Source organism: Dyadobacter sp. CY312, assembly GCF_021390535.1.
In the GTDB taxonomy this organism is placed as follows: domain Bacteria; phylum Bacteroidota; class Bacteroidia; order Cytophagales; family Spirosomataceae; genus Dyadobacter.
Genome location: NZ_JAJUXG010000021.1, coordinates 16,568 through 41,173, shown reverse-complemented (window position 1 = coordinate 41,173; position 24,606 = coordinate 16,568). Strand labels below are relative to the sequence as shown.

General features: G+C 43.4%; 15 protein-coding genes. 2 read left to right on the top strand and 13 right to left on the bottom strand.

Annotated features, from left to right (window positions below):
* Positions 1-10: 10 nt before the first annotated feature.
* The 13 genes from LZG71_RS25910 to LZG71_RS25850 all read right to left on the bottom strand — a co-directional run bounded on the left by LZG71_RS25910 (position 11) and on the right by LZG71_RS25850 (position 21,176).
* Complete coding sequence (locus tag LZG71_RS25910) at positions 11-3,460, bottom strand: SusC/RagA family TonB-linked outer membrane protein (protein ID WP_233825450.1); 3,450 nt, start codon at positions 3,458-3,460, stop codon at positions 11-13.
* Between the two features lie 21 nt (positions 3,461-3,481).
* On the bottom strand, positions 3,482-4,591 hold the full coding sequence (locus LZG71_RS25905; protein WP_233825448.1) for a FecR domain-containing protein: 1,110 nt from the start codon (positions 4,589-4,591) through the stop codon (positions 3,482-3,484).
* Positions 4,537-5,208 carry an RNA polymerase sigma-70 factor gene (locus LZG71_RS25900; protein WP_233825446.1) on the bottom strand — a complete coding sequence of 224 codons (672 nt, stop codon included), beginning with the start codon at positions 5,206-5,208 and terminating at the stop codon, positions 4,537-4,539. Before LZG71_RS25900 ends, LZG71_RS25905 begins: the two co-directional genes overlap by 55 nt.
* Before the next feature lie 168 nt (positions 5,209-5,376).
* On the bottom strand, positions 5,377-7,095 hold the full coding sequence (locus LZG71_RS25895; protein ID WP_233825444.1) for a GMC oxidoreductase: 1,719 nt from the start codon (positions 7,093-7,095) through the stop codon (positions 5,377-5,379).
* Between the two features lie 318 nt (positions 7,096-7,413).
* Positions 7,414-7,932, bottom strand: coding sequence for a gluconate 2-dehydrogenase subunit 3 family protein (locus tag LZG71_RS25890; protein WP_233825442.1), 519 nt, complete (start codon positions 7,930-7,932; stop codon positions 7,414-7,416).
* 88 nt (positions 7,933-8,020) lie between these two features.
* Positions 8,021-9,262 (bottom strand): MFS transporter, encoded by a 1,242-nt coding sequence (locus LZG71_RS25885; protein ID WP_233825440.1) that lies wholly within the window; start codon positions 9,260-9,262, stop codon positions 8,021-8,023.
* A 144-nt stretch (positions 9,263-9,406) separates the two neighbouring features.
* A complete protein-coding gene (locus tag LZG71_RS25880) occupies positions 9,407-9,889 on the bottom strand; it encodes a lipocalin family protein (RefSeq protein ID WP_233825438.1) in 483 nt (160 codons plus the stop codon).
* Positions 9,890-10,010: 121 nt separating this feature from the next.
* Positions 10,011-11,678, bottom strand: coding sequence for an FAD-dependent oxidoreductase (locus tag LZG71_RS25875; RefSeq protein WP_233825436.1), 1,668 nt, complete (start codon positions 11,676-11,678; stop codon positions 10,011-10,013).
* 23 nt (positions 11,679-11,701) lie between these two features.
* Positions 11,702-13,738, bottom strand: coding sequence for an FAD-dependent oxidoreductase (locus LZG71_RS25870; protein ID WP_409013675.1), 2,037 nt, complete (start codon positions 13,736-13,738; stop codon positions 11,702-11,704).
* 198 nt (positions 13,739-13,936) lie between these two features.
* On the bottom strand, positions 13,937-15,607 hold the full coding sequence (locus LZG71_RS25865; protein WP_233825434.1) for a RagB/SusD family nutrient uptake outer membrane protein: 1,671 nt from the start codon (positions 15,605-15,607) through the stop codon (positions 13,937-13,939).
* A 22-nt stretch (positions 15,608-15,629) separates the two neighbouring features.
* Positions 15,630-18,986 (bottom strand): TonB-dependent receptor, encoded by a 3,357-nt coding sequence (locus LZG71_RS25860; protein ID WP_233825433.1) that lies wholly within the window; start codon positions 18,984-18,986, stop codon positions 15,630-15,632.
* 330 nt (positions 18,987-19,316) lie between these two features.
* Positions 19,317-20,450, bottom strand: a complete 1,134-nt coding sequence (locus LZG71_RS25855; RefSeq protein WP_233825431.1) for a FecR family protein — start codon at positions 20,448-20,450, stop codon at positions 19,317-19,319.
* A 117-nt stretch (positions 20,451-20,567) separates the two neighbouring features.
* The gene (locus LZG71_RS25850; protein ID WP_233825429.1) at positions 20,568-21,176 is read right to left on the bottom strand and encodes an RNA polymerase sigma factor; all 609 of its coding nucleotides are present in this window, start codon (positions 21,174-21,176) and stop codon (positions 20,568-20,570) included.
* Positions 21,177-21,348: 172 nt separating this feature from the next.
* Here LZG71_RS25850 and LZG71_RS25845 point away from each other — a divergent pair, with 172 nt between their 5' ends.
* Together LZG71_RS25845 and clpB are read left to right on the top strand one after the other, a co-directional pair.
* Positions 21,349-21,816 carry a YciI family protein gene (locus tag LZG71_RS25845; RefSeq protein WP_233825412.1) on the top strand — a complete coding sequence of 156 codons (468 nt, stop codon included), beginning with the start codon at positions 21,349-21,351 and terminating at the stop codon, positions 21,814-21,816.
* Between the two features lie 150 nt (positions 21,817-21,966).
* Positions 21,967-24,570, top strand: coding sequence for an ATP-dependent chaperone ClpB (gene clpB, locus LZG71_RS25840; protein WP_233825410.1), 2,604 nt, complete (start codon positions 21,967-21,969; stop codon positions 24,568-24,570).
* The last annotated feature ends 36 nt before the right edge of the window (positions 24,571-24,606 follow it).

The following is a 24,606-nucleotide window of genomic DNA, read 5'->3' as shown; positions in this document are numbered from 1 at the left end:
TTCAGTATTGTTATAAACCTATGTTCAAGCCCACCATAAATACTCTTGGTCTCGGATAGTCGTAAAGACCAAGACCCTGATCAAACGCAGAGCCGGAATTGGATACCTCAGGATCATAGCCTTTGTACTTGGTCAAGACAAAGAAATTTTGAACAGAACCGTATAATCTCAGGCGGCTCAATTTAAGTTTCGAAGTCACATCGGTTGGGAAGGAGTATGCCAACAGCAGGTTTCTGCCTCTTATGAAAGATGCATCCGTGATCTTATGCGTGTCGTTGTTGGTATCATAACCGGCATTGATCGGCCGAACCTGCGCTATTGGTGAACTCTGATTGGTTTCAGTCCAGGCATTCAGAACAGTTTTGTAGCTATTCGCAATACCTTGTCTGTCTTCGGCAGAGTGAATACTCCTGTCCAATACATCATTTCCATACATATATTGCAGATCAACGGTAAGTGACCATGCTTTGTATTGGAAGGTGTTCAGGAAGGTACCGAATCCGTCGGGAATACCTTTACCAATGATTGTCCGATCCAAATCGTTGATAATGTCATCCTCATTAATATCCTTGTATTTTACATCACCAGGCAACTTATTGTATTTTTTCGCTTGTTCAACTTCGCTTGTTGACCATACGCCCTCATTCACTCTTCCAAAGAACGAACCCACTGGCTGACCAACTTTAACTACCGTTGCGCCCAAAAAGATGTCGCTTCCACCAGAGAGCGCCAGTACTTTATTTTTATTGATGGAAATGTTGAACGTGGTGCTCCAAGAGAAGTTTTCCGTTTTGATGTTGGTCGAATTCACAGCAAACTCCACCCCTTTGTTTTCCATGCTTCCTACGTTGGTGAAAATGCTTCCGTAGCCACTACTCAAAGGCACTGGTGCATCCAGTAGCATGTCGTTCACTTTTCTACGGTAAAGATCCAGTTCAAAATTCAATCTGTTAGAGAACAAACCTACTTCCAGACCGACGTCAACCTGCTGTGTTTTTTCCCAGCGAAGGTTAGAATTTGACATACGATCCAGACCAATACCGATATTTCTTTCGCCATCAAATATGACATCGTAACTTCTCATACCGGCCAATGCACGATAGGCCGGGATTTCAGAATTCCCGGTAGCACCATAACTAGCCCTTATTTTCAGGTTTGAAACAGAAGGTATGTCTTTCATAAAATCCTCTTCTGTAACTCTCCACGCAAGCGCCGCAGAAGGAAAGAAAGCATATCTGTTTTGGTCTCCAAACTTGGAAGAACCATCCATACGTCCGGTGAATGTTACCAGATATTTGTTTTTCAAACTGTAATTAAGCCTGGCGAAATAAGAATTAAGCCCGTAAGCAGTATTGCTGGAACTTGGGGCAAGTGCAGTAGCTCCGGCACCCAGATTATTGAACTCGAAATAAGTATCGGTGAAATTCTGGCTTCTGGCCTGATTATCGAAACGATCTACATGCTGCCACGACAAACCAACCATTGCATTGATGGAGTGGATATTACCAAAATCTTTGAAATAGGTCAGGTAATTCTCAAACTGCCAGGAGTTGAATCTTCTGTTAGTCACTGAAGCATCGCCATTGTCTGAAATGTATTGTAACCTTCTTGCCGCAAAGTAATCTTCACGCTGGTTAATTACGTTCGTTCCCACAGTTGATTTAAGCTCTAAACCATCGGCAAGCTTTATTGTGGCATACATATTCGCCAGCATGGTCTGTGTTCTCAAGTACGATAATCTCTCCTTACCCACTCTGATAGGAGTATCTCCTCCTTCCATCCCCGGATAATCCCTGTTGCTTGCCCAGCTTCCGTCCGGATACTTTACAGGAATAATCGGCAACGCTTCCAATACCTGGCGCATGGCAGTAATACCACCTCCACCAAGCTGATCGATCTGCTTTTCATTCTGGTCGGTATATCCTAAGGTACCACCCACTTTCAACCAGCTTTTAATCTGGCTGTCGAAAACGAAACGTCCTGAAAACCGTTTTTGCCAAGATTCTTTTACGGTACCGTTTTCATTACGATAGTTCAGGAATGCACCATAACTTCCTTTTTCGTTACCTCCCGTGAAACCCAACTGGTGGTTTTGTGTAAGCGCTTTTTGGAAAGCTTCTTTTTGCCAGTCGGTATCATAAAGAGGATTTCCACTGGAATCAAAAAGTAGCGGATTGGTGCGTTTCGTTTTGGGATCCGTATATTTTGTTCCAGTTGCCCACCCTACCGGGTCATACTTTGCTGCATTGGCATAAGCTAGTTCTTCAACAGCTAAAAATTCTCTTGAATTAAGTACAGGCAATCTCTTAGGAGCTACGCCAATACTGAAATCGGTATCATACGTAACCCTACCCTCACCGGAAACACCACGTTTGGTGGTTACCAGAATGACTCCATTGGCACCACGAGCTCCGTATATGGCCGTAGAAGAAGCATCTTTAAGAACTTCAATAGATGCAATGTCGTTGGGGTTGAGGTAATCAATGGGTGTACTTCCATTGGCCAATTCAACCGCATTCAGGATCACTCCATCAATTACGTATAGCGGATTATTGGAAACACTGATCGAGCTCGCTCCACGGATCCGGATATTGGCACGACCACCCGGGCGACCTGAATTGGAGGAAACATTAACCCCGGTGATCCGCCCCGAAAGTCCCTGATTAAGAGAAGATGCAGGACGTTCTTGTAAAACTTCCGCTTTTACAGTTCCCACTGCACCCGTCAAGTCAGATTTCTTAACCGTGCCATAACCCACCACAACCACCTCTGCCAATGCGTTGTCATCAGGAGCCAGATTTACGCTCAGATTGGTCTGATTGCCAACAGCTACTTCTTTTGATTTGTAACCTACAAAACTAAAAACAAGTGTTGCTGTACTTACCTGGTCATCAGGAATATCCAGTTTAAAATCGCCCTCAATACCCGTTGAAGTTCCTCGCTGCGTGCCTTTCAATAAAACACTCACACCGGGTAAGTCGGCACCTGTTTCGTCGGTAACTTTACCAGTGATGGATTTTTCAACCGCTTCCTGAGCCATCGCCAGAGACTCATCTGCTGAAACCTGCATCAAAGCGGTATCTTTCGCCTTTCCTGCATCCGCCTTTTTCTCTTTATTCTCAGTTATTACAAATGTATTTTTCCTGGTCTTTTTGTATTTCAACCCACTTTGACCCAACACAACATCCAGATTTTTCTCAATTGATTCGGTAAAGTTGAGCGCACTGGCGGATATATTCATGGACCCTACCAGCCTGTCTTCAAACACGATCTCTACACCGTAATGCCTTTGCATGTCCAGAAGCACATTTTTTAGTTTCATTTCCTGCCTTTCCGAAGCCCGCCATTTATTGGGCAGCGAGGTAAAAGCGATAGGCTGGGCGTTTGTTACGGGGGACGCCTGGGCCATCACCACCAGGCTCATTGCCAGCCATTGTTTTGCGGATAACTTTAATCGCATAATTAAGAGGTTTTAGAATAGTTAATTGGCACTTAAAAGGATAGAATCACCGGCAGCGCTCATTTTTAGATCAAGCGCTTCGGATATAGTTTTTAAAAGTTCTTCGGCATTTTTCGTTTTGAAATTTCCTGTGATCGTCCGTAACCGGGTTTCCTCGTCGGCAATGTTGACCCTGATCCCGAAATTTTCCTCTACCATGGAAGCGATATCATGCATGGAAGTACCATCAAATACATAGCGCTGTTCTTTCCATAAAGCGAAGGTTTTCGTGTCTTGATTTTTTTCAAGCTTCACTTCTCCTTTTTTACCCAGCACGGCCAGGTCGCCCGGTTCCATCATTACCTCTTTCCGCGTATCGTTCTCATCGTAATCCAGCCGTACACTTCCGCTGCTGAGCGCCACTTTGGTACCCCTCGGACGTGCAAATACCGAAAACTGAGTACCCAAAACTTCAACCTGGAACTTCTCCGATGTTTTGACTATAAACCGCTTGTGATCGACAGTATGGCTCACCGTAAATTCCCCTTCTCCGGACAAGTACACTTCCCTGGCTTCGCTGCTAAATCCGAATCGTGGGATTTTCAATGATGAGTTGGCGTTGAGTGCCACCTTACTTCCGTCTTCAAGAAATATATCGGTTGTCTGGCCGTAGCCGGTTTGATATGTTTTGTAAAGAATCGGATCTCTGAACCACCAGCCGGCACTTACAATAAACAAAACAGAAGCGGCGATGAACAACATCCTCCGGATCGAATCCGTAGTCCGATGCAGGTATAGCATACCAGCCGTTTCTATATAATCACCATTGTGTTCCGCGTTTGCGTTTACTTTTTCCAAAACCGTAGCAATGGCTTTTTCCTGGTCGGGGACAAACTGTGGGAATCTCATTTCGTATTCGAGCAGCCATTCGTAAAATGTTTCGCTGTTTTCCTGTTTTGCAATCCAGTCCATCACGAGCTGTTTCTCCAGCGGGTTGGACCTACCGGACAAATACTCAAAGAGCATGTATTTTGATATAGATGTTTTCATTTCGATATCGTCTGTTTCGTAAGCGGCGGCAGTGTTCTGCGGCTCGTTCAGGATATAATGTGGAGGGAACTCAGTAAGGTAAGCAAGCACGATATCATCCACTCTCCATTTAGTGCAGAGCGAAGGTGTTTGAGTGCTTTTGAAATATGTACTTCAACCGTTTTTGGTGAGATCTGAAGTTCCTGAGCTATCTCGTTGTACTTTTTATTTTCAAAGCGGCTCATCAGAAATACCCGCTGACATTGTGCAGGAAGCTTTCCGATCACATCATTCACTTTCAAAAAAAGATTGTTGTAATGTATCTCGGCATCGGGCTGTGGCTGTGTGGCGCGAAAAGTAGTTTCTACCGAAGATTCAATGCTGTCCATTCTACCAAACTCCCGGCGCATGTAGGTATAGCACTCGTTCCGCACTGACCTGAAAAGATAACTGGTGTAGGAAGACGTTATGTTTTCGTATGCTTTTGCTCTGTAAAACTGGAAAAAGACTTCGCTTACAAGATCTTCCGCCACTTGTTTTGAGTATACAAAACGTACAGCGTGGCTACACAGAGGCTTGTAAAACCTGCGGAAGAGTAATTCCAGTCCTTTGCTTGGATTTTCTTCAAATGCTGCTTTCAAAAAAAGCGCGGCGTCTACCTCTTTGGGTTGAGGCGGATCGGAATGGACCTGAAATGGATTTTCCCGCTGGCGTTCTTCGTTGAATAAAGGATTTTGCATCGCGTCTTTTCTTTTGTAATAATGAAAAGACTTTTTTGTACTTAAATGCCCTTAGTATTAATAAGAAAAAATAAAAACTATTTTTTATCCTAAAAAAATACGAGCCGTAGAATTGCTTCCATGGCTCGTAAAGAACGAAAAATACGATTTTCTCTTAAATTAACTAACCTACAAATTCTTCGCTTTCATTTCCTTCACAGCATGATCCACTGCACGCGCGGATAAGGCCATATAGGTTAGTGATGGATTTTGGGTTGCGGTGGAAGTCATACAGGCTCCGTCAGTAACAAATACATTCTTCGCTGCATGAAGCTGATTCCATTTATTGAGAATGGACGTTTTAGGATCTTTCCCCATACGTACACCTCCCATTTCATGAATATCGTTCCCAGGATTACGACCGTTGTCATTGGTGCGGATGTTCTTGAAACCTGCTTTCTCAAACATTTCACTCACTTCCGTCATATAATCCTTGATCATCTTCTCATCGTTGTCGTCATAGGCAACAGAGATTTTAAGCTGAGGTATACCAAACGGATCTTTCAGGTTTTTATCAAGAGCAACGAAATTGCTTTCCTTCGGAATGGTCTCGCCCATCATGTGAGAACCAACACTCCAGTTACCGTATCTGGTTTGAAGAAGATTCTCTTTCAGCGATTCGCCCATTCCACTTCGGCCGGTATGAGTCATTCTGTTTGCACCAAAACCGGCTGCATAACCTCTCAGGAAGTCCGTTTCCTGCTTGTAGACATTCCGGAAACGAGGAATATACCCACTGTTTGGTCTTTTCCCGTCTGTGGTAGAATCCAAAAATCCTTCATATTCACCCGACACCGTAGCCCGGTAATTGTGGAAAGCGATGTACTTACCCAATAATCCGTCGTCATTTCCCATTCCATTCGGGAAGCGGGAAGAAATCGAATTTAACAGGATCAGGTTGGTGTTCAGTGCAGCGGCATTTACAAAAATAATGTTGGCATAAAATTCCATCATTTCTTTCGTAGTCGCATCGATGACACGTACGCCCGTCACTTTTTGTTTTTTGTCATCGTATATCAATGAATGAACCACCGAATGCGGACGCAGTGTCATGTTTCCGGTTTTCATTGCCCAGGGCATTGTGGATGCGTTGCTGCTGAAATATCCCCCGAACGGACAGCCTCTTTCGCACATCACCCGATGCTGACACTTAGCCCGTCCCTGATCCAGGTGAATTTGTTTTGGTTCAGTAATATGCGCAGCACGACCAATAATGATGTGACGGTCTTTATAGTCTTTGGAGACTTTCTCCTTGAAATATTTTTCAACACAGTTCAGGTCATGGGGAGGCAAAAATTCACCGTCGGGCAGTGCATCTAATCCATCCTTATTCCCGGTAATACCTGCAAATTTTTCTACGTGGCTATACCAGGGAGCAATGTCATCATAACCAATAGGCCATTCCACGGCAAATTTATCTCTCGCCGGGCCTTCAAAATCGTATTTACTCCAACGCTGGGTTTGCCTTGCCCAAAGCAAAGATTTTCCACCAACCTGATAACCGCGTATCCAGTCGAACGGGCGTCCGTCATCCTGTACATAAGGATGTTCGTTGTCCTTCACAAAAAAGTGCTGAGACGATTCCTTGAAATTGTAACAACGGCTCACGATCGGGTTCGCATCCGTTACAGCCTTTGGCAGACGTTCACGATGCTCAAATTCCCATGGCATCATATTGGTGGTAGGGTAATCGGTGATATGTTGTACATCACGCCCACGTTCCAGTACCAAAGTTTTAAGTCCTTTTTCGGTCAGTTCCTTGGCCGACCAGCCACCGCTGATCCCCGAGCCAATCACAATGGCATCGTAGGTTCTCGCTTTTTTACTATCAATATTAAAATTCGCCATTTATAAAGGGAGAAGTTAGAGGAGCTAAGGAGTTAGAGAAGTTGGGAGTACTACATGTAATTCTGACTTTTCTGAACTAAATTAACTTCCTTGATATTTATTTTTTAAGTAGTTAGAGGAGTTATAGAAGTTAAGGAGTTAGCTGAGCTTAACTTCTAATTTTCAGGAGTTAGAGAATTTAAGGAGTTAGCCGAGATTTAACTTCTCTAACTACATAACTTCTTAACTTCCAATTGTAAGCAATTGAGCTTGATAACCCAAAGCTTACTACTTTAACTACATAACTTCTTAACTACTTTTTAGACCTACTTTCTACACTTACTTTTTCACCGGCACACACCCATGATACCTTGCCGGAATCATTTCGTAATGCGTCAGGTTGGTCATTACATATTCTGAGCTCATATAGCCTTGAATAGTCAGGTTTTTGACCAGTCCAAAAAACGCCTTCTGATCGGCATCACTACTTTTTTCTATACTTTCTAAAACCTGCAACTTTTGCTCTTTCGAAGCATCTGTAAAGCTTTTTCCAAATGATTTTGAACTTTGAGCTTCAATGGCGGCTACACCTTTCACCAGATTTTCCTGCGCTTTCTGGTCATAACAGTCTTTCACCATTTTCTGTACAAAATCTCCTACACCCAGCTCACCCGCTCCCGGCGTATCTGTTTTAGGAATGATACTTTCTACGACCGCAGCCAAGGTTTTCGACTGATCGGCCGACAACATCCTTGCCGTAGAAAGTGTCTTATTGTTCCAACCCGATGCCCACGACGGCAACACAACCATGGCGCCCATGGCTGCTGCCATACTTTTAAGCGCTACACGTCTCTCCATTTCTATTTCGTTTTGTTCATCTCCTTACCCGGAGATATTGTGAATATAATATTTATAAAACTTCCGCCACTGATACCGGCTTCTGCATTTATTCTTCCAGAAAATCCAGATCTCTGCCGTGCGTTTCAGGGATGGTTTGTATACAATACAAACCGATAATGAAACAGATCACCCCAACCATTGCTCCTGAATTGATCACTGAAAATGAATCTTTAAACAAAGCAAAAAGGGTAGTCATTCCTACTACGGTTCCACGTACCATATTGGGAACCGTGGTTGCTGCCGTTGCCCGCAGGTTTGTACCAAATTGCTCGGCACCGATGGTTACAAACATTGCCCAATATCCGATCCCAAATCCAAGCAATACAATTACCGCATACAGCGTCTGCGCTTTGTTAATTCCGGCATAAAAATAAACAATGCTGAACACTAACGTAAAAAGCATAAGATAAAATACAGCACGTTTCCGGGATTCGAGCCAGTGACTCAGAAAACCGCTGCAAAAATCCCCGACAGAGAGACCAATGTAACACCACATGATGGTTAGGCCTGGTTTGATGGGTTCATCTATTCCCAGAGCTTTTCCAAATTCATTACTAAAGGTGGCCATAATACCGATCACAAACCAGGTTGGCAAACCGATCCCGATACATTTCAGATAACGGATAAACCTTTCCCTGTTTGTAAAAAGAGAGAAGAAATTCCCTTTCTGAATGTGTTTCTGATCTTTCAGATCCTTAAAGATACCCGATTCAAAAACACCGATACGGAGTAATAACAACGAGATTCCAAGTCCTCCGCCAATAAAATAAGCATAACGCCAGTCGAAAAACTCGACGGTGAAATAGGCTACAACAGCACCGAGCAAACCTACTCCGGCAACGAGTGACGTTCCTATTGCCCTGAGGTGTTTTGGCAAAATCTCAGAGACAAGCGTAATACCTGCACCAAGCTCACCGGCAAGACCAATGCCTGCGATAAAACGAAGTAATTTGTAAGTAGTTGGATCCTGCACAAAACCGCAGGCAATATTGGCCAGGGAATAGGTAATTATTGATCCAAACAAAACGGAAAGCCTTCCCTTTTTATCTCCCAGAACACCCCAGAGAATTCCGCCCAGCAACAGGCCTGTCATTTGCCAGTTAAGAATACTGGCTCCGGTGAGGGAAATTTCGGTATCCGAAAGGCCTAATGACGCCAAACTTGGTAACCGCACAATCCCAAAAAGAAGCAAATCATAAATATCCACGAAGTAACCCAAGGCGGCAACAATTACCGGAGCACTGAAAAGATGTGAAAAGTTTGAACGGGGTTCAGGAGCAATGGTCATTTTTAATTATTAAGGGATTTAATAGGAATACAATATTATGCAAATAGCCGGACAAATGCCTGGCTATTTGCAATTCAAAGCTTAAAAGACACTAAAAATCCCCCAGATCCCGGAAGTACCAAATTTTCTACTCCTGCGCTGATATCATGCTTTATTGAAAACAATGGTGTATTTGTACTTTACACCATCTTCCGTTTCGTCGTATGACCACTTCATTTGGGTTTTATTCACTTCCAGATCATACTCCGCTATATCCGAACCTTCTTTGATCTGTATTTTGGTCCCAACCACTTTCCAGGTCGACTTGTCTTCCACAATATCATTATCTGTAACAACAGTGGTGCATGCAGCTGGGGCGCTACCGGAAATGCTACCATCTCCTTTAAAATCCATTTTTATCTGCGAAAGGCAATCATTCCCCAACACAGCATTCAGTATTGGTAACATATCAGATACGCCCTCGTAAGCAGGTGATACAGTCATAGCGGCAATTTTCCAGGATCCTACTACATCGCTCGGTGTTTCAGGTGTTGGATCGTCGGAATCCTTGCTACACGATAAAATTCCAGCGAAAATGAATAACAAAAGTGCATAACGCAGTACAGAACTTGATGTTAAATGTCTCATAGTAAATAAGGTTTATTGGTTTGTGTTGGCAAACCTATTAAACTCCTACTACTACGAAAAATCATTCTTACTCAACGGTATTACCACTTAGTTTCCGGTTCTTTTTAATGTCAACATTCAATTATTGAAACACCAGTTTCTGCTTGTCTTTCAACAATTGCTCTTTCAGTTTTTCATAATCAACTTCCTGTACAGACACCTTGCGATCAATGGCCTGAATGGCCGCTGATGCCGCACTTTGCCCCAGGATCATGAACACAGGTTCCATACGAATGGAGCCAAACGCAATGTGTGAACTGGATACACAAACAGGCACGAGCAGGTTTTCACAATCCTCCTTTTTCGGAATAATGGAACCATAAGAGATACTGTATGGCGTTTTCGGATGCACACCAATATCACCTTCGTTCTGCACATAGCCCTCTTCCGTTACATAACGTTGTGCATTATGAGAATCAAGCGAATAAGAACCCATTCCGATTGACTGAGACACTGCCTTTTTACCAAGCGTTTCATTTTCTGTCATCACTTCCTGGCCGATCATCCTGCGTGCTTCACGGATATACAGCTGGTGCGGCCAGCCTCCATTGTCTTTAAACTCATCCTTTGGAAGTCCCCATTTGTTCATTTCTGTACGCACATCCGCAGGCACCGCTTCGTCATTGGACAGGTAATACATCAACCCTTTTTGATACAATTCATGCTCCTTAATGATCTCTTTCCTGCGTTCGTAAGTCGCATCCGGGTAATCGTAGTTCGCACCTATGAAGTCGGTACTAAACGGTCCGTGGTTATTGGTATCCGTTTTTTTGTTGGGAATCGGATCATACTTCTGGAAAGTTTCCGTCCAGCCCGCCTTGTAAACTCTTGCAAGCAGTTCATACTTAGAGCGGTCATAGCCTTCTGGTTTCGGGAAAGGAATGCGGTTGTCTGGATTCGAGGACAAACACATCCGGAAGCAATATGCCTGGATTTTGTCATCACCCTCCCCGTTTTTGCCAATTTTTTCATCGGTCACATATGGAAGTAAGCCACTTTTCGGGTCACCTTCAATTTTATACGGACTTATATTCTTTTGAAAATAATGCTTGTGCTGAAACACACCAGCCTGAATACCGTTCCACTGTTCATTGTAAACGCTATTTGCTTCACGTCCCACATGGTACTTCACACCTGCCGAAGCCAGTAGATCGCCTTCATAAGTGGCATCAATAAACATTTTGCCTTTGAAAGTTTTTCCACTCAGGGTTTTGATGGATACGATACGTCCGTCTTTTTTCTCAACCCCCTTTTCACGATCCAGCCACTCGTCGCGGTATATTTTCAGGTTATTCTCTTTTACAAAATCCTCAAATACCTGTTCAGCTACCTTTGGTTCAAAAATCCACATGGTGCGATCGGCGCCGTCCATGGCAGGAGTTCCCTGACCTTTGTTACCATATTCTTCCTTTTTTTGCCATTCCCATGCTTCCGGTTTGTCATATTGCATGAAAACGCGGTGATAAAATTCCCTGGCCAGTCCACCGATTACGGATTTGTTCCCCGTATCTGTAAAGCCCAGTCCACCGGAAGAAAGCCCGCCGAGGTGTTTATCAGGAGAAACCACCAATACCGTTTTACCTTGTTTCACTACCTGCACAGCCGCAGTTACAGCAGCCGAAGTTCCGCCGTAAACGATAACGTCTGCTTCGAAAGAATCTTTATTTTGCTCGTTATTTTGCTCATTCGCTCCGCATGAAACCAGACTTAAAAAGGCTGCCAGTATTAAACATGTTAGATTATACTTCATTTCTATAAAAGGTTTAGTAAAAACTATTTAAAATCAGGAACCATCATCACCGCATCGGCAAAGACCAGTCCGTCCGCATTTTTGTTAGAAATCTCAACAAAAGCTTTTTCACCTTTGGCCAAATCATAAGTTCCCAGTAGTACCCATTCTCCCGACGTTTGTCCTATCACCTGGATATCTGCCGTTTTGATCAGAATATCTTTTTCTGATTTACCATCCGAAATTTTAAGGGGAATAATAGAAGACAATCCGGCCAATTTAGGTAAGTACATATAAGCCTTGTACTTGCCATCTTTTGTGATTTCAGGAATAAAACGCACCGATTGTATTTCTTTACTTGTCGTGTCAGAAGACAAAACCGTCGGTCCGTAACTTCCTCGTTTGGTCGTATTCCAGTTTCCGGAGATTTTTGTGCGGGCTTTGTCCTCGTTGTCCACCAAAATGTGTTGAACAGAGCCATTTGCCAGAGGATTTACTTTAAGATTTCCCTGTAACTTCTTCACGTTCACCTGTTGTACAGGCACCTTTGAATCAATTGCCATGGATGCAGCAACCGCTGCCGATTGGGCAAGAACCATAAATACCGGTTCCATGCGAATTGAGCCGTACGCAATGTGGGTTGCAGAGAGACAAACGGGAACAAATAAATTGGTACACTCTTTCTGTTTTGGTACAATAGATCCGTACGAAATAGGATAGGGTCCAAAGCCATGGACTTCTACATTGCCCTCATTTTTTACCATACCGTTCACCACAATACGCTGACAGTTGTGCGAGTCCATTCCATAAGCTGCCATTCCGACTCCGTCTGTGACCACTTCTTTTCCCTGACAATTAGCCTGCGTCATTACATAATTACCAACCATTCTCCTTGCCTCCCTGATGTAGAGTTGCGGAGACCAGTTGCCGTTTTCGGTGTATTCATCCTTCGGATACCCCCATTTCTGCATCTCCTTGCGTAGCTCCTCAGGCACCCTCGGATCGTGACCGACAAAGTAGAGAAGACCTTTTGTGTATACTTCATGATCTTTAATGATCGCTGCACGCTTTGCATAATCCGCATCAGGGTAATCGTAATTCATTCCGATCATATCCGTAGAAAAGCCGTTGCGGTTATTGATGTCCGTTTTTTTATTAGGCATTCCACTCCAGATAAAATAATCATTGAGTGTCTTTCTTTCCGGCTGTTTGTTCATTAGGCGAACCAGAAGTTCGTAGCGGGTTGAGTCATAACCATCCGGACGAGTAATTGACACCTGATTTTTAGGGTCAGAGGTCAGGCAAATACGATAATTGTAGGCCTGCGCTTTTTTATCACCCGTACCGTCTGGCAATAATTTCTCACTTGAAATTCCCCAAAGCAAACCGCTTTCCGGTTTGCCAGGGATTTTGTAAGGATCTATTCCATTAGGAAACTGGTGACCGGTCATAAACTGCACGCCATTGATGGTTTCATTGTATTCAGAATTGGCTTCTCTGCCAACCGAATAAGAAACCCCGGCCTTGGCCATCAGATCACCTTCGTAGGAACAATCAATAAACATTGCAGCTTCCACAATGGTATTGGTTGCTTTTGCTGGAGACTGACTGTTTTCCAGTTCAATGCTCGTGATACTTGCTCCGCTTTTCGATGCATTCACAATCCTGCGGTTGTAAGTCACTTTAATACCAGCCTCATCCAGGTACTGCTGAAGATACTTTTTCGCTACGTGAGGTTCAAAAATCCATTGTTCAAATTTCCCGTAGTGTTTTCCAATCCGCCTGTAAAAATCGAGCGACAGCCCTGAAATGGCATATTTGTTCCCAATGTCCGTTTGACCCAACCCACCGGAGGTCATTCCACCCAAGTGTGTTCCGGGCTCTATCAACAAAACCGATTTGCCCATCTTTTTGGCAGTGTGGGCAGCAATGACGCCCGCGGCAGTACCGCCGTAGATAACAATGTCAACTTTGGTCTTTTTATCACTGTTAATTTCAACAGGTCTATGAGCCGGTAAAGCCATCAAAATCAGCAATGCCAGATTGACTGCAAATACCTTTCTGATTATATCCTTTCGCATTTTATTAGGTTTAGTTGTAAAATTTAATTGACCAGCAGCGGTGATCCGTTACAGGTCATTCCGATTATTTCTGGTATTTATATATTCCGAAAAACAATGTATTAAGGGTTAGGAATATTAATTCTTAGAGAGTAGTGGCAAAGGGTAAGGACACTGCACAGACAATTTGACAAGCAAAATCCCTGTGCAGTATCAGACTTAATAATTCGGATTTTGAGTCAATGTTGGATTAACCTCTCTTTCCAGACGTGGGATTGGCCAGTAGTTATCGCGGTCATTGCTGTAATTACGAATTTCAATGACACGCATCTGAGATTGATTGGAAACATTTTCGTAGTGAGGGGTTCCGTTTTCGTCAATCCTTGGAGCGGTCGCAAGAAATGCATTTCTGATCCTACCTCTCAGTGGACCATTCATTACATCTTCGCCAATATTCCATCGATGTATGTCGAAAAACCTTAATCCTTCGCCTGCAAACTCATATTTCCGTTCTTTCCTTATAATGGATCTCAGTTGAGCCTGCGTTTTGCCTGTCGTAATTGGCGGCATTTTAACCGTTGCCCTACCTCTGACCGCATTGATTGCATCGTATACGGAAGCATCAAGCTGATTGAGTTCAATTTTTGCTTCAGCATAGTTTAACAATACCTCAGCATACCTGAACATAATGATATTCAAGTCACTGTTATCAATATCTGGAAAATCAGCCACGTCGGTATACTTACGCCACAGATATCCCGAGAATGTCGCATAAGCGTGCGTTGCTTCCACGTTCTGCACCCTGCGTGCGGGGGTGCTTCTGTAATCCCAGGTCATCAAACTGTCAGGATGTGTTTCAAACAGGTAATTGATGAAACGCGTCTGAGGCAGGACAACCGTATGAGTAAGACGGGGGTCTCTGTTTTCAAAAGGTTTTTTAGGATCGAAAAGAGGCGACTTATCAATCGCAAGCCCATCCGTACACTCATAAGAATCCACCAGTGCCTGTACCGGAATTTTATTTGAGTGACCAAGTGCTATGCGTGAGAAAAAATATCTTGGCAATGACTGTGGTTTTATTCCTTTCAGATACTGTACAGAAAAAATAATTTCTCTTGAATTCTGACCGGCATACTGGAACAGTTCCGGGAAACTTGGATGCAATGAATAATTAGCAAGTTTGATCAAATCGTCCGATGCCTTCACAGCCGCCTCGTATTTCCCATTAAAAAGGGCAGTTCTTGATTTTAAAGCCAACGCAGCACCCTTGCTTGCACGCCCTTTGTTGGTACTATTGGTTTCTGCTAATAGTGCAGGAGCTATGGCATCCATTTCAGATATTATAAAATCTGCCACTTCTGCCTTTGTATTTCTTGGAATTTGTGCTTCTGCAAGAGTTAACGGTTTGGTAAGCAACGGCACGCCACCATATAGCTCGTTCAAAAAGAAAAAATAGTGGGAACGCAGAAAACGAACTTCCGCCATCAACCTGTTGTATTTGGCTTCCGGTACTATGGCAGCAAGTGCCTCCGATTTGGAAAGTATAAAATTGCAACGCCCAATACCCCGATAAAAGGATGACCAGTAGTTAGACACCAGACCATTGTCAGCATTGGCAATTCCAAGACCCATATTTTGCAAAGCACTCGTGTTTCTGTCCCAGCCAATATCCGAAGCAGCATCGAACATAGGAAAAAAGGGCTGCACATCAGCAGTACCAACATTCCACATGGTATTGTAGGCACCTGTCACTGCAAGATCCAGTTCGGCTTCTGTTCTCAAAAAGGTTTCATCCGAAGGATTGTCCAGAGGGAATCGTTCGAGGTATTCCTCGCAGGATAGGTTTGCAAGGCTAAATATCGCAAACAGTATGTATTTGGTAAATCTCATATCAACAAAAATTTAAGGTCAGTTAAAATCTTACGTCCAGGCCAACTGTGAACACTTTCATCTGAGGATACCAGCCGGCATTACCTACAGGCGCTTCCACATCAAAGCCAGGATAGAACTTGTCGAATGTGAACATGTTCTGCCCGCTCGCATAAATACGCAGGCGCTGAATTTTGTTTTTCAGCAGGCTTTGAGGAACGGTATAGCTGAGTTGAACATTCTTAACCCTGAGATAAGATGCTTTTCTCAACCAGAAAGAAGAAGTCTGTATGTTGTTGCTTTCGTTAAAGGCTAACCTTGGAAATTCCGCATCCGTGTTATCTGGTCTCCAGCTATCACGCTGGTTTTCCTGAATCGTACTTCCTTCAAAGAATGGCATAATACCGTGTCCCGACAAATACCCATCGACTTTACCAACTCCCTGTAGGAAAACAGAAAAATCGAATCCTTTGTAGCCCAGGTCAATTGTCGAACTATATGTATATCGTGGAATGGATGTACCGATCACCTGCTGATCAAAATTATTGATCAGTCCATCATCATTAAGGTCTTTGTACCTGATATCTCCCGGAGCTACGGTCCCAAACTGCTTCGCATGATTGTTAACCTCTTCCTGTGTTTGAAAAAAACCGTCTGCTACATAGCCATAAAATGAACTGATTGGATATCCCTCATTGCTAACCTGTGTTCCGGTACGCTGTACGCCACGCATATCCACCACCTTATTCTTCACGTCAGACAAATTAACTGCAACACCATAATTGAAGGATCCAATTCTGTCTCTATAGGACATGTTCAGATCCCATCCATTGTTATCTACAACACCTGCGTTTTGGAAAGGAGCAGTAAGACCAATCATTGTCGGAATATCCAATCTCAACAGAATGTCGCTGGTTCTTCTCCGATAATATTCTGCCGTTACATTGAATTTAGACCATAAAGTCAGGTCAAGTCCAATGTTAGATACTGTTGTAGTTTCCCATTTGATATTAGGATTAGCCATTTCATTTAGTGAAGCACCCGTGTTGTTGAGATTATCAAAAACGTAATTACTATTTCCAATACCCACAAAGGCTGCAAATGGATACAGGGCAGGTTGATTATTGCCATCCACTAAATTCTGGTTTCCCAACTTACCCCACGAAGCACGCAATTTCAGATCTGTAATTTTATCGCTAAGTCCACTCATAAAGGGCTCCTGGATAATACGCCATCCGGCAGAAAATGAAGGGAACACAGAATACTTATTTCCTACGGCAAAACGGGATGAACCGTCGTAACGGGCATTGGCCTCAAACAAGTATTTTTCTTTGAAATTGTAATTAACCCGTCCAAAAAACGATTGCAAAGCCCAATGTTCCGCAGATCCACCAGTTCTTTCATTTAGCCTGTTCCCTGAACTAATTTCCTGATAATCAGGCAAAACAAAAACCTCCCGATAAGCAGTGATCCAGTTATTACGCTGATCCTCTCGCTGAAACCCTCCTAGTATTGTTAACTGATGGGCGGAGTTGAAATTTTTATCAAACGTGACCAAGGCCCTTACATTGTTATACCATTCCTTTCTGAATGACTGATCCAGTGAATTTCGTGCGGGAATAGCATAGCTCGGTGACCCGTCCCAACGATAAGTTTGGATGGTATTTGAAAACTTCTTAGACTCAGGCAAATTAAACTTCGGAGAATAAATCAGATTGGCCGTTAGCCATGACACAGGTTTGTACGTCAGGTTAAGGTTGATAATTGAACTTAGAGAGGATTCCTGTGTAAGTCCACCATCTTTGGCACGTGCAAGCGGATGATCACCATTCCAGCCTTCTCCATACTGTCCGGTGGATAAAACCCCTGCCTGATTTGCCGGAATACGTCTCATCCAGTGAAAAATATAATCGGTTCCGGATGAAGGTTCAATAAGATCCGTTCTCCTCAAAAATATATCCATCGATGTACTCACCTTACTGCTCAGTTTCGCATCCGTATTGATCCGCAGATTATATCGTTTGAATCCTGTGTTCGGAATAATACCATCCTGATCCAGATAACTGAATGAACCCAAAACCTTTACTTTATCAGTTCCGCCGTTCATTGCGATATAATGGCTCTGCATAAACCCACTTTTTTTCAGCGTAAGTTTTTGCCAGTCAGTGTCCGGAAACTGATCTCTATTAGTTGGTCCTTTGGTTATATAGTCCTGGATTTGTTGCTCTGTGTACAGCGGGCTACGCCCTGTATTTGTGTAGGCTTCATTGATCAGGTTCATGTGATCAAGCCCATTCACCACATTTGGAATATCAGTAGGAGTTTGCCAGCCTGCATACATATTGTAGTTGACACTGATGCCTTTCTCACTACCCCTTTTTGTTGTAATCAGAATGACACCATTTGCAGCTCTGGATCCATAAATGGCTGCCGAAGATGCATCTTTTAAAACCGATATACTTTCGATTTCATTGGGATCAATGTTATTGATATTTGATTCCACTCCATCTACAATAACCAGGGGATTTGGATCTCCAATGGTCCCAACTCCCCTGATACGCATATTTCCCACATCCTTACCCGGTTGTCCCGAACGCTGCGTAATGGTCAGCCCAGGTACCATTCCTTGTAATGCGGAAGAAGTTTGTCCGGCAGGACGTTTTACCAGTTCATCGGCCTTTACCACTGAAACGGATCCTGTAAGATTCACTTTCTTCTGAGTTCCGTATCCTACCACAACAACCTCATTAAGTGTTTTATCCTCAGGAATCAGGTCAACAGTAAATGCATTTTGAGATCCAATGGGCAGTTCCTGCGTTTCAAAACCAACAAAACTGAATACAAGTATGGCGTCTCCACCAGTACCGGCGGGCAACTCAAGCTGGAAAAAACCTTCCCCGTCTGTGGTGCTTCCAATCTGTGTACCTTTCAATACCACGCTCACTCCGGGCAGACCTATTTTCTTTTCATCCAGTACTTTACCTGAAACGTTTTTTTTAGGATTGGCTCTGTCAGCAGGCGCCACCTCCGGCAAACTATCCGCTCTCCTCAAAATAATGATCTTACCAGATACCTCGTATTGCAAACCTAGCGGTGTAAGAACCTGATCCAGTACTTCATACAAAGGTTTATCTTCCGCCGAAACGGATACTTTTCTTGCAGATTTTATGAGTTTTGAGCTGAAAACAAAGTGTACATCTACCTGCTTTTCCAGTTGATTCAAAACTTTTTTCACTTCGCTTCCACTAGCAGTAATGGATATCTTCTGGCTCAGCAGAGACTGTGCACGGCCCTCTCGCGCATAACCGGTGCCTAAGAACAATAGGGCAAACATGAGTTGGGTAGCTGTTATTCGCATCGTCCAAAGTAGTACCTGGCGGTACTTTAAAGGTTTTTTCATAGATTTGATTGTTTTGTTAAGATTGAAAAGTTGGCAAAACAATCCCCGCCTCCACATGGAGGAAATGACGTCAATCATACAGGGATAAATTTGGAGTCGGTAATGCGGGAACATTGCCGGCTCTTTTTTGTGGGATTTAGTTAACGTTCCTGTTTCGTATAATTTTTAGGGTTTAGGTTATTGTATTTATGTCTCAGCAGTTACACCTCACCTCAGTACTTATCCTCAGGGCGTTGCCCTGGGTTGAGGGATGGAAGCCTTTCAGGCTATTCTTAATTCTTAATTCCTCATTCTAACTCCATAACTTCTTAACTCCTTACTTCTTAAACACTAATTCCTACATCCACGACTATGGATAATAATCTGTCCATCAAGCACTTCGTACGTCGCTTCCATGGCCTTGCATATAATGGAAAGTTTTTCGTGCAGCGGCTGGTTGTCCAATGATGCGGTAAGCGGACATCCTTTCAAAAGCTCTTCGTCGTAAATGATTTCAATTCCGTAGGCATTGCCAATTGAGGCAAAAACCTCACTGGCAGGCGTATCTTCAAATTGAAAATGGGGAATCTTTGATTTTGGGAGCACAATCTCTGGACGTTCAACCAGTGTTTTTTCCATTCTTACAACATCCCGTTCAAAAATGATCTTTTGGTTAGGCGACAGTATAATGCCCTGCAATTCACGTCGTGTAAGTTTTGCTTGCAATTCCGGATCTGACTTGGCAAAAACAGAAACCCGGCCGGTTTTAACTTCAACCGTCACTTCTTTCGAAGATGGATATGCTTTAATTGTAAAACTCGTCCCCAAAACCTTGGTCACCAACTCATTGGCGTACACCATAAAAGGACGATCAGGATCTTTGGCAATATCAAAAAATGCCTCTCCGAGCAAATATACTTCTCTCGTAGGACCCGTGAACGGTTCGGCATAACGTATGCTGCTACCGGGTTTGAGTGTGATTTCACTGTGGTCCTCCAACTGCACCAATATAGACTTGTTGCCAGAATTAACCTTTTCTATCATGCGTACTGCTAATGCTGGCGGTGATACAGGTGCTTCCACTTGTATGGTATCAGAAGCCAATTGCATTTGGGAGCGATAGCTTTTCCAGGACAAACCGGCGATAATGAAAATGGCTACGGACGCAGCAATTTGAAACCATGTTGCCCGATAGAATGGTATTGGCCGGTCAAAAGTTGAGAAGTCTTCCTCCAACGGTTCGTGAATACGTGCGATCGTTTTGTTTACGGCATCGCGAATCTCCCTATCAGAAAGTTCTGCTTCTTTCGTACCCAACGACAAAACGACCTGTCTTGCCTCATTAACTACACGGACAGAACCGGGGTTTTCGGCCAGCCATACATTCCATAACAAATCATTTTCTCTGTTAGGCGCCAGGATCCATTGCCGGAAAAACTGATCCCAGACAAAATCCTCAACTCCAAAATTCTTGTATTGATCCATATCAAATTGTGCGACTATACTACGATAGACCAAAACACATTTGAGATACCAACAATTTTTAAACTATTTCTAAAAAAAATATAAATAGTGCATTTACAATGGCATTATGACCCATTTTTATATAAATAAATGAATCAAAAAGAAGGTAATGAATTCGGTACGCCAGTGTTTTTTGAGGTGCTTAATTGCAATCTGAAGAAGATTGGAGACTGTCTGTGGGGAAACTTCCATGATTTCGGAAATCTGATTTCTGTCCAGCTCCTGATAAAATTTGAGGTAAACGACTTCTTTCTGACGCAGCGGCAGTTCGTCAAGAAGCTTTTTTAATTTTTGGGTTAAAACAAGTGTAGATTCCTGTTCGATGTAATCCTGCTCTACCGAAAACTCGATTTCAAAATTACCTTCCTGCCCATCAAGCTCGTCTTCTGCCAGTCGTGCTTTCACCTCGTACTTCCGATGCATAAGCCGGCGAAGCGATGCCATGAGATAGGGTTTCACAGCAATGTCTACACTGAGATTGTCACGTCTTTCCCATAACGCCAGAAACAAATCCTGGATACAATCTTTGACAAATTCTTTATCTTTTGAAAATTTGCTTCCGTAATAAAACAGAACCCTGAACTGAGAGGACATGAGGTAATCGAATGCATCCACATCGCCAGCGATGAAGCGCTGCCACATTAATTTATCATCAGAAGCGTCGGAGCGATTTACAGATAAGTTCATGGAGCATTCAAATTGAGTGTTCAAAATAAATACATCACCCTGCAAATCACAATACTTTTTATAAAATTGTTTCAATAACAGCTAAAATACTTTCTATTGAATAAATTTCCATTGCTATAACACAGGTCGTAATTCTTTCGTCAATCGCTATTCACTTGAAAAATTCTAACATATGAACATTCTATATCGTACTCTTTTCTGTATCAGTACCATTGTCGCCATTTCTTCATTTGCAAATGCACAATCAGTCAGCCCCGGGTACGACTCTACTTTGGCCAAACGACTGAATGCTGATGATTACGGAATGAAAAAATATGTGCTGGTTCTATTAAAAACCGGTAGTGCGACCAATCTGAATAAGGCCACAACGGACAGCCTCTTCACAGGCCATATGACCAACATCAACACGCTTGCGGAAAATGGTAAACTGGTTGTAGCCGGGCCATTTTTTAAAAACGATAAATATCGTGGAATTTTTATTCTGAATGCCTCCACAATTGAGGAAGGCAAGCAACTTGTGGCAACGGATCCTGCTATCAAAGCAAACCTGTTGGAGGCCGAAATGTTGCTGTGGTATGGGTCTGCTGCGCTATCAGAAACACTGGAAATTCATAAACGGATTGAGAAGAAGTCACACTAGACGACGAATGAATTAGAATAGTTCAATTTTCGGACATTATGGCATTTAAAAGACTTAAAACAAGAAATCCGCGACAAAATTTCCGATTTTACGTTGTGGTACGTAGTTTTTGCTGATGAGTCAAAGATCATTAATCAACGAATCGTCGCCATGAACTTTAACCAATATACCATTAAAGGACAGGAAATTATTCAACATGCTGCGCAAATGGTTCAAGGCAACCAGCAGCAGGCCATTGAAACAGGCCACGTACTGAAATCCATCCTTGAAGAAGATCCGAATACGTCGCTGTTTTTATTAAATCAGCTGAATATCAGTCCTGAAATGCTGAATGCCAGACTTCAAAAAATCGTGGACGGTTACCCGCGTGTAAGTGGCGGACAGCCTTACCTGGGCAACGATATGGCCGCAGCAAGCGGAAAAGCACAGAATTACCTCAAAGAATTTGGTGATGAATTCATCAGCATCGAACTGCTTTTACTGGGAATTTTGGCCGGGAAGGATTCTACCGCCGTCATGATGAAGGAGGTAGGTTTCAAAGAGAAAGAGCTAATCAACGCCATTAAAGAATTAAGAGGTAAAAATAATCCCGTGAAAGATCAAAATGCAGAAGCTAAGTACCGTTCACTGGAACGATACAGCAAAAATTTGAATGAACTGGCCAAAGCAGGGAAAATAGACCCGGTGATTGGTCGTGACGAAGAAATTCGTCGTGTTTTACAGATACTGAGCCGCCGTACCAAAAACAATCCGATTCTTTTGGGAGAACCAGGTGTTGGTAAAACAGCCATCGTGGAAGGTCTGGCTCAGCGTATTGTGCAGGGAGATGTACCGGAAAATCTGAAATCGAAAACGATTGTATCGCTGGATATGGGTCTGCTCATTGCCGGTGCAAAATACAAAGGTGAATTTGAGGAAAGACTGAAAGCGGTTATCAAAGAAGTTACTGACTCCGAAGGTGAGATCGTGCTCTTCATTGACGAAATCCATACGCTGATTGGCGCGGGTGGCGGTGGTGAAAGTGCCATGGATGCGGCCAACCTGCTGAAACCAGCCTTGGCACGCGGCGAGTTGCATGCGATTGGCGCTACCACGCTGAAAGAATATCAGAAATACATGGAAAAGGATAAGGCTTTGGAGCGTAGGTTCCAGGCTGTAATGGTGGACGAGCCCAATATTCCGGATGCCATCAGTATTCTTCGTGGTATTAAAGAAAAATACGAATTGCATCACGGTGTGAGGATTCAGGATGACGCGGTAATTGCTGCTGTGGAGCTTTCAAACCGTTACATCAGCGACCGCTTTTTACCGGACAAAGCCATTGACTTAATGGACGAAGCGGCTTCAAAACTGCGCCTGGAAATGGATAGCGTACCGGAAGAACTCGACGAGCTGAACCGGAAAATCATGCAGCTCGAAATTGAACGCGAAGCGATTCGTCGTGAAAATAACAAGGACAAAGAATCGACATTAAATAAGGAAATTGCCGACCTGAGCGAAAGCCGTAATACACTGAAAGCGCAGTGGGAAAATGAAAAAGGCAAAGTAAATGAAGTTCGTTCTTTGAAAGAGCAACTGGAACAGTTGCGATTGGAAGCAGATCAGGCAGAACGTGCCGGTGATTTTGGTAAGGTAGCAGAAATCAGATACGGTCGTATCCCGGAAGCACAGACAAAACTGGAAGAGCTTCAAAAAGCAGGTGCGACAGAAAGCTTGATGCAGGAAGAAATTGGTCCGGAAGAAATTGCCGAAGTGGTAGCTAAATGGACTGGCATTCCGGTAAGCAAAATGCTGCAAAGCGACCGCGAAAAACTCTTGCAGCTGGAAGAGCATTTGCACCAAAGAGTCGCAGGACAAAATGAAGCCATAGGAGTAGTATCCGACGCGGTTCGCCGGAGCCGTGCAGGTTTACAGGATGCAAAACGGCCGATCGGAAGTTTCTTGTTCCTTGGACCTACCGGTGTGGGTAAAACGGAATTGGGCAAAACCCTCGCCGAGTATCTGTTCAATGATGAAAATGCGATGGTGCGTATTGACATGAGTGAATATCAGGAGCGTCACGCTGTAAGCCGTCTGGTGGGAGCACCTCCGGGATACGTGGGCTATGAAGAAGGCGGTCAGTTGACAGAAGCCGTCAGAAGAAAGCCATACAGCGTTATTTTACTGGATGAAATTGAAAAAGCGCATCCTGACGTTTGGAACATTCTGTTGCAGGTGCTTGATGAAGGCCGCTTAACGGATAACAAAGGACGTGTTGCCAATTTCAAAAACACGATCATTATCATGACGTCCAACATAGGCAGTCACATCATTCAGGAGAAATTTGCGGAAGACGAGGGCTGGAACCATACCTTGATCGTAGAAGAAGCAAAACAAGCCGTGCTTGATCTTTTGAAAGCATCGGTTCGCCCTGAATTCCTGAACCGTATTGATGAGATTGTTCTGTTTGAACCGTTGTCGATGAAAAACATTCGTAAGATCGTAGACATCCAGTTTAAAGGGATTCAGAAAATATTGCTCGAACAAGGCATCACACTGGACGCTTCCGATGAAGCCCTTACCAAGTTGGGTGAAGACGGATTTGATCCAGCCTTTGGTGCCCGCCCGCTCAAAAGGGTGTTACAGCGTAAAATCCTGAACGAACTTTCCAAAGGGATTCTGAGCGGACAAGTTGCCAAGGATTCAGTGATTATGATGGAGCTCAATTCTCAGGGTGATCTTATCTTTGAAAATGTTGGGAACATAGAAATGTAATCTCAAAATAATTCTAAAAAAACGGAGCAGCTCTCA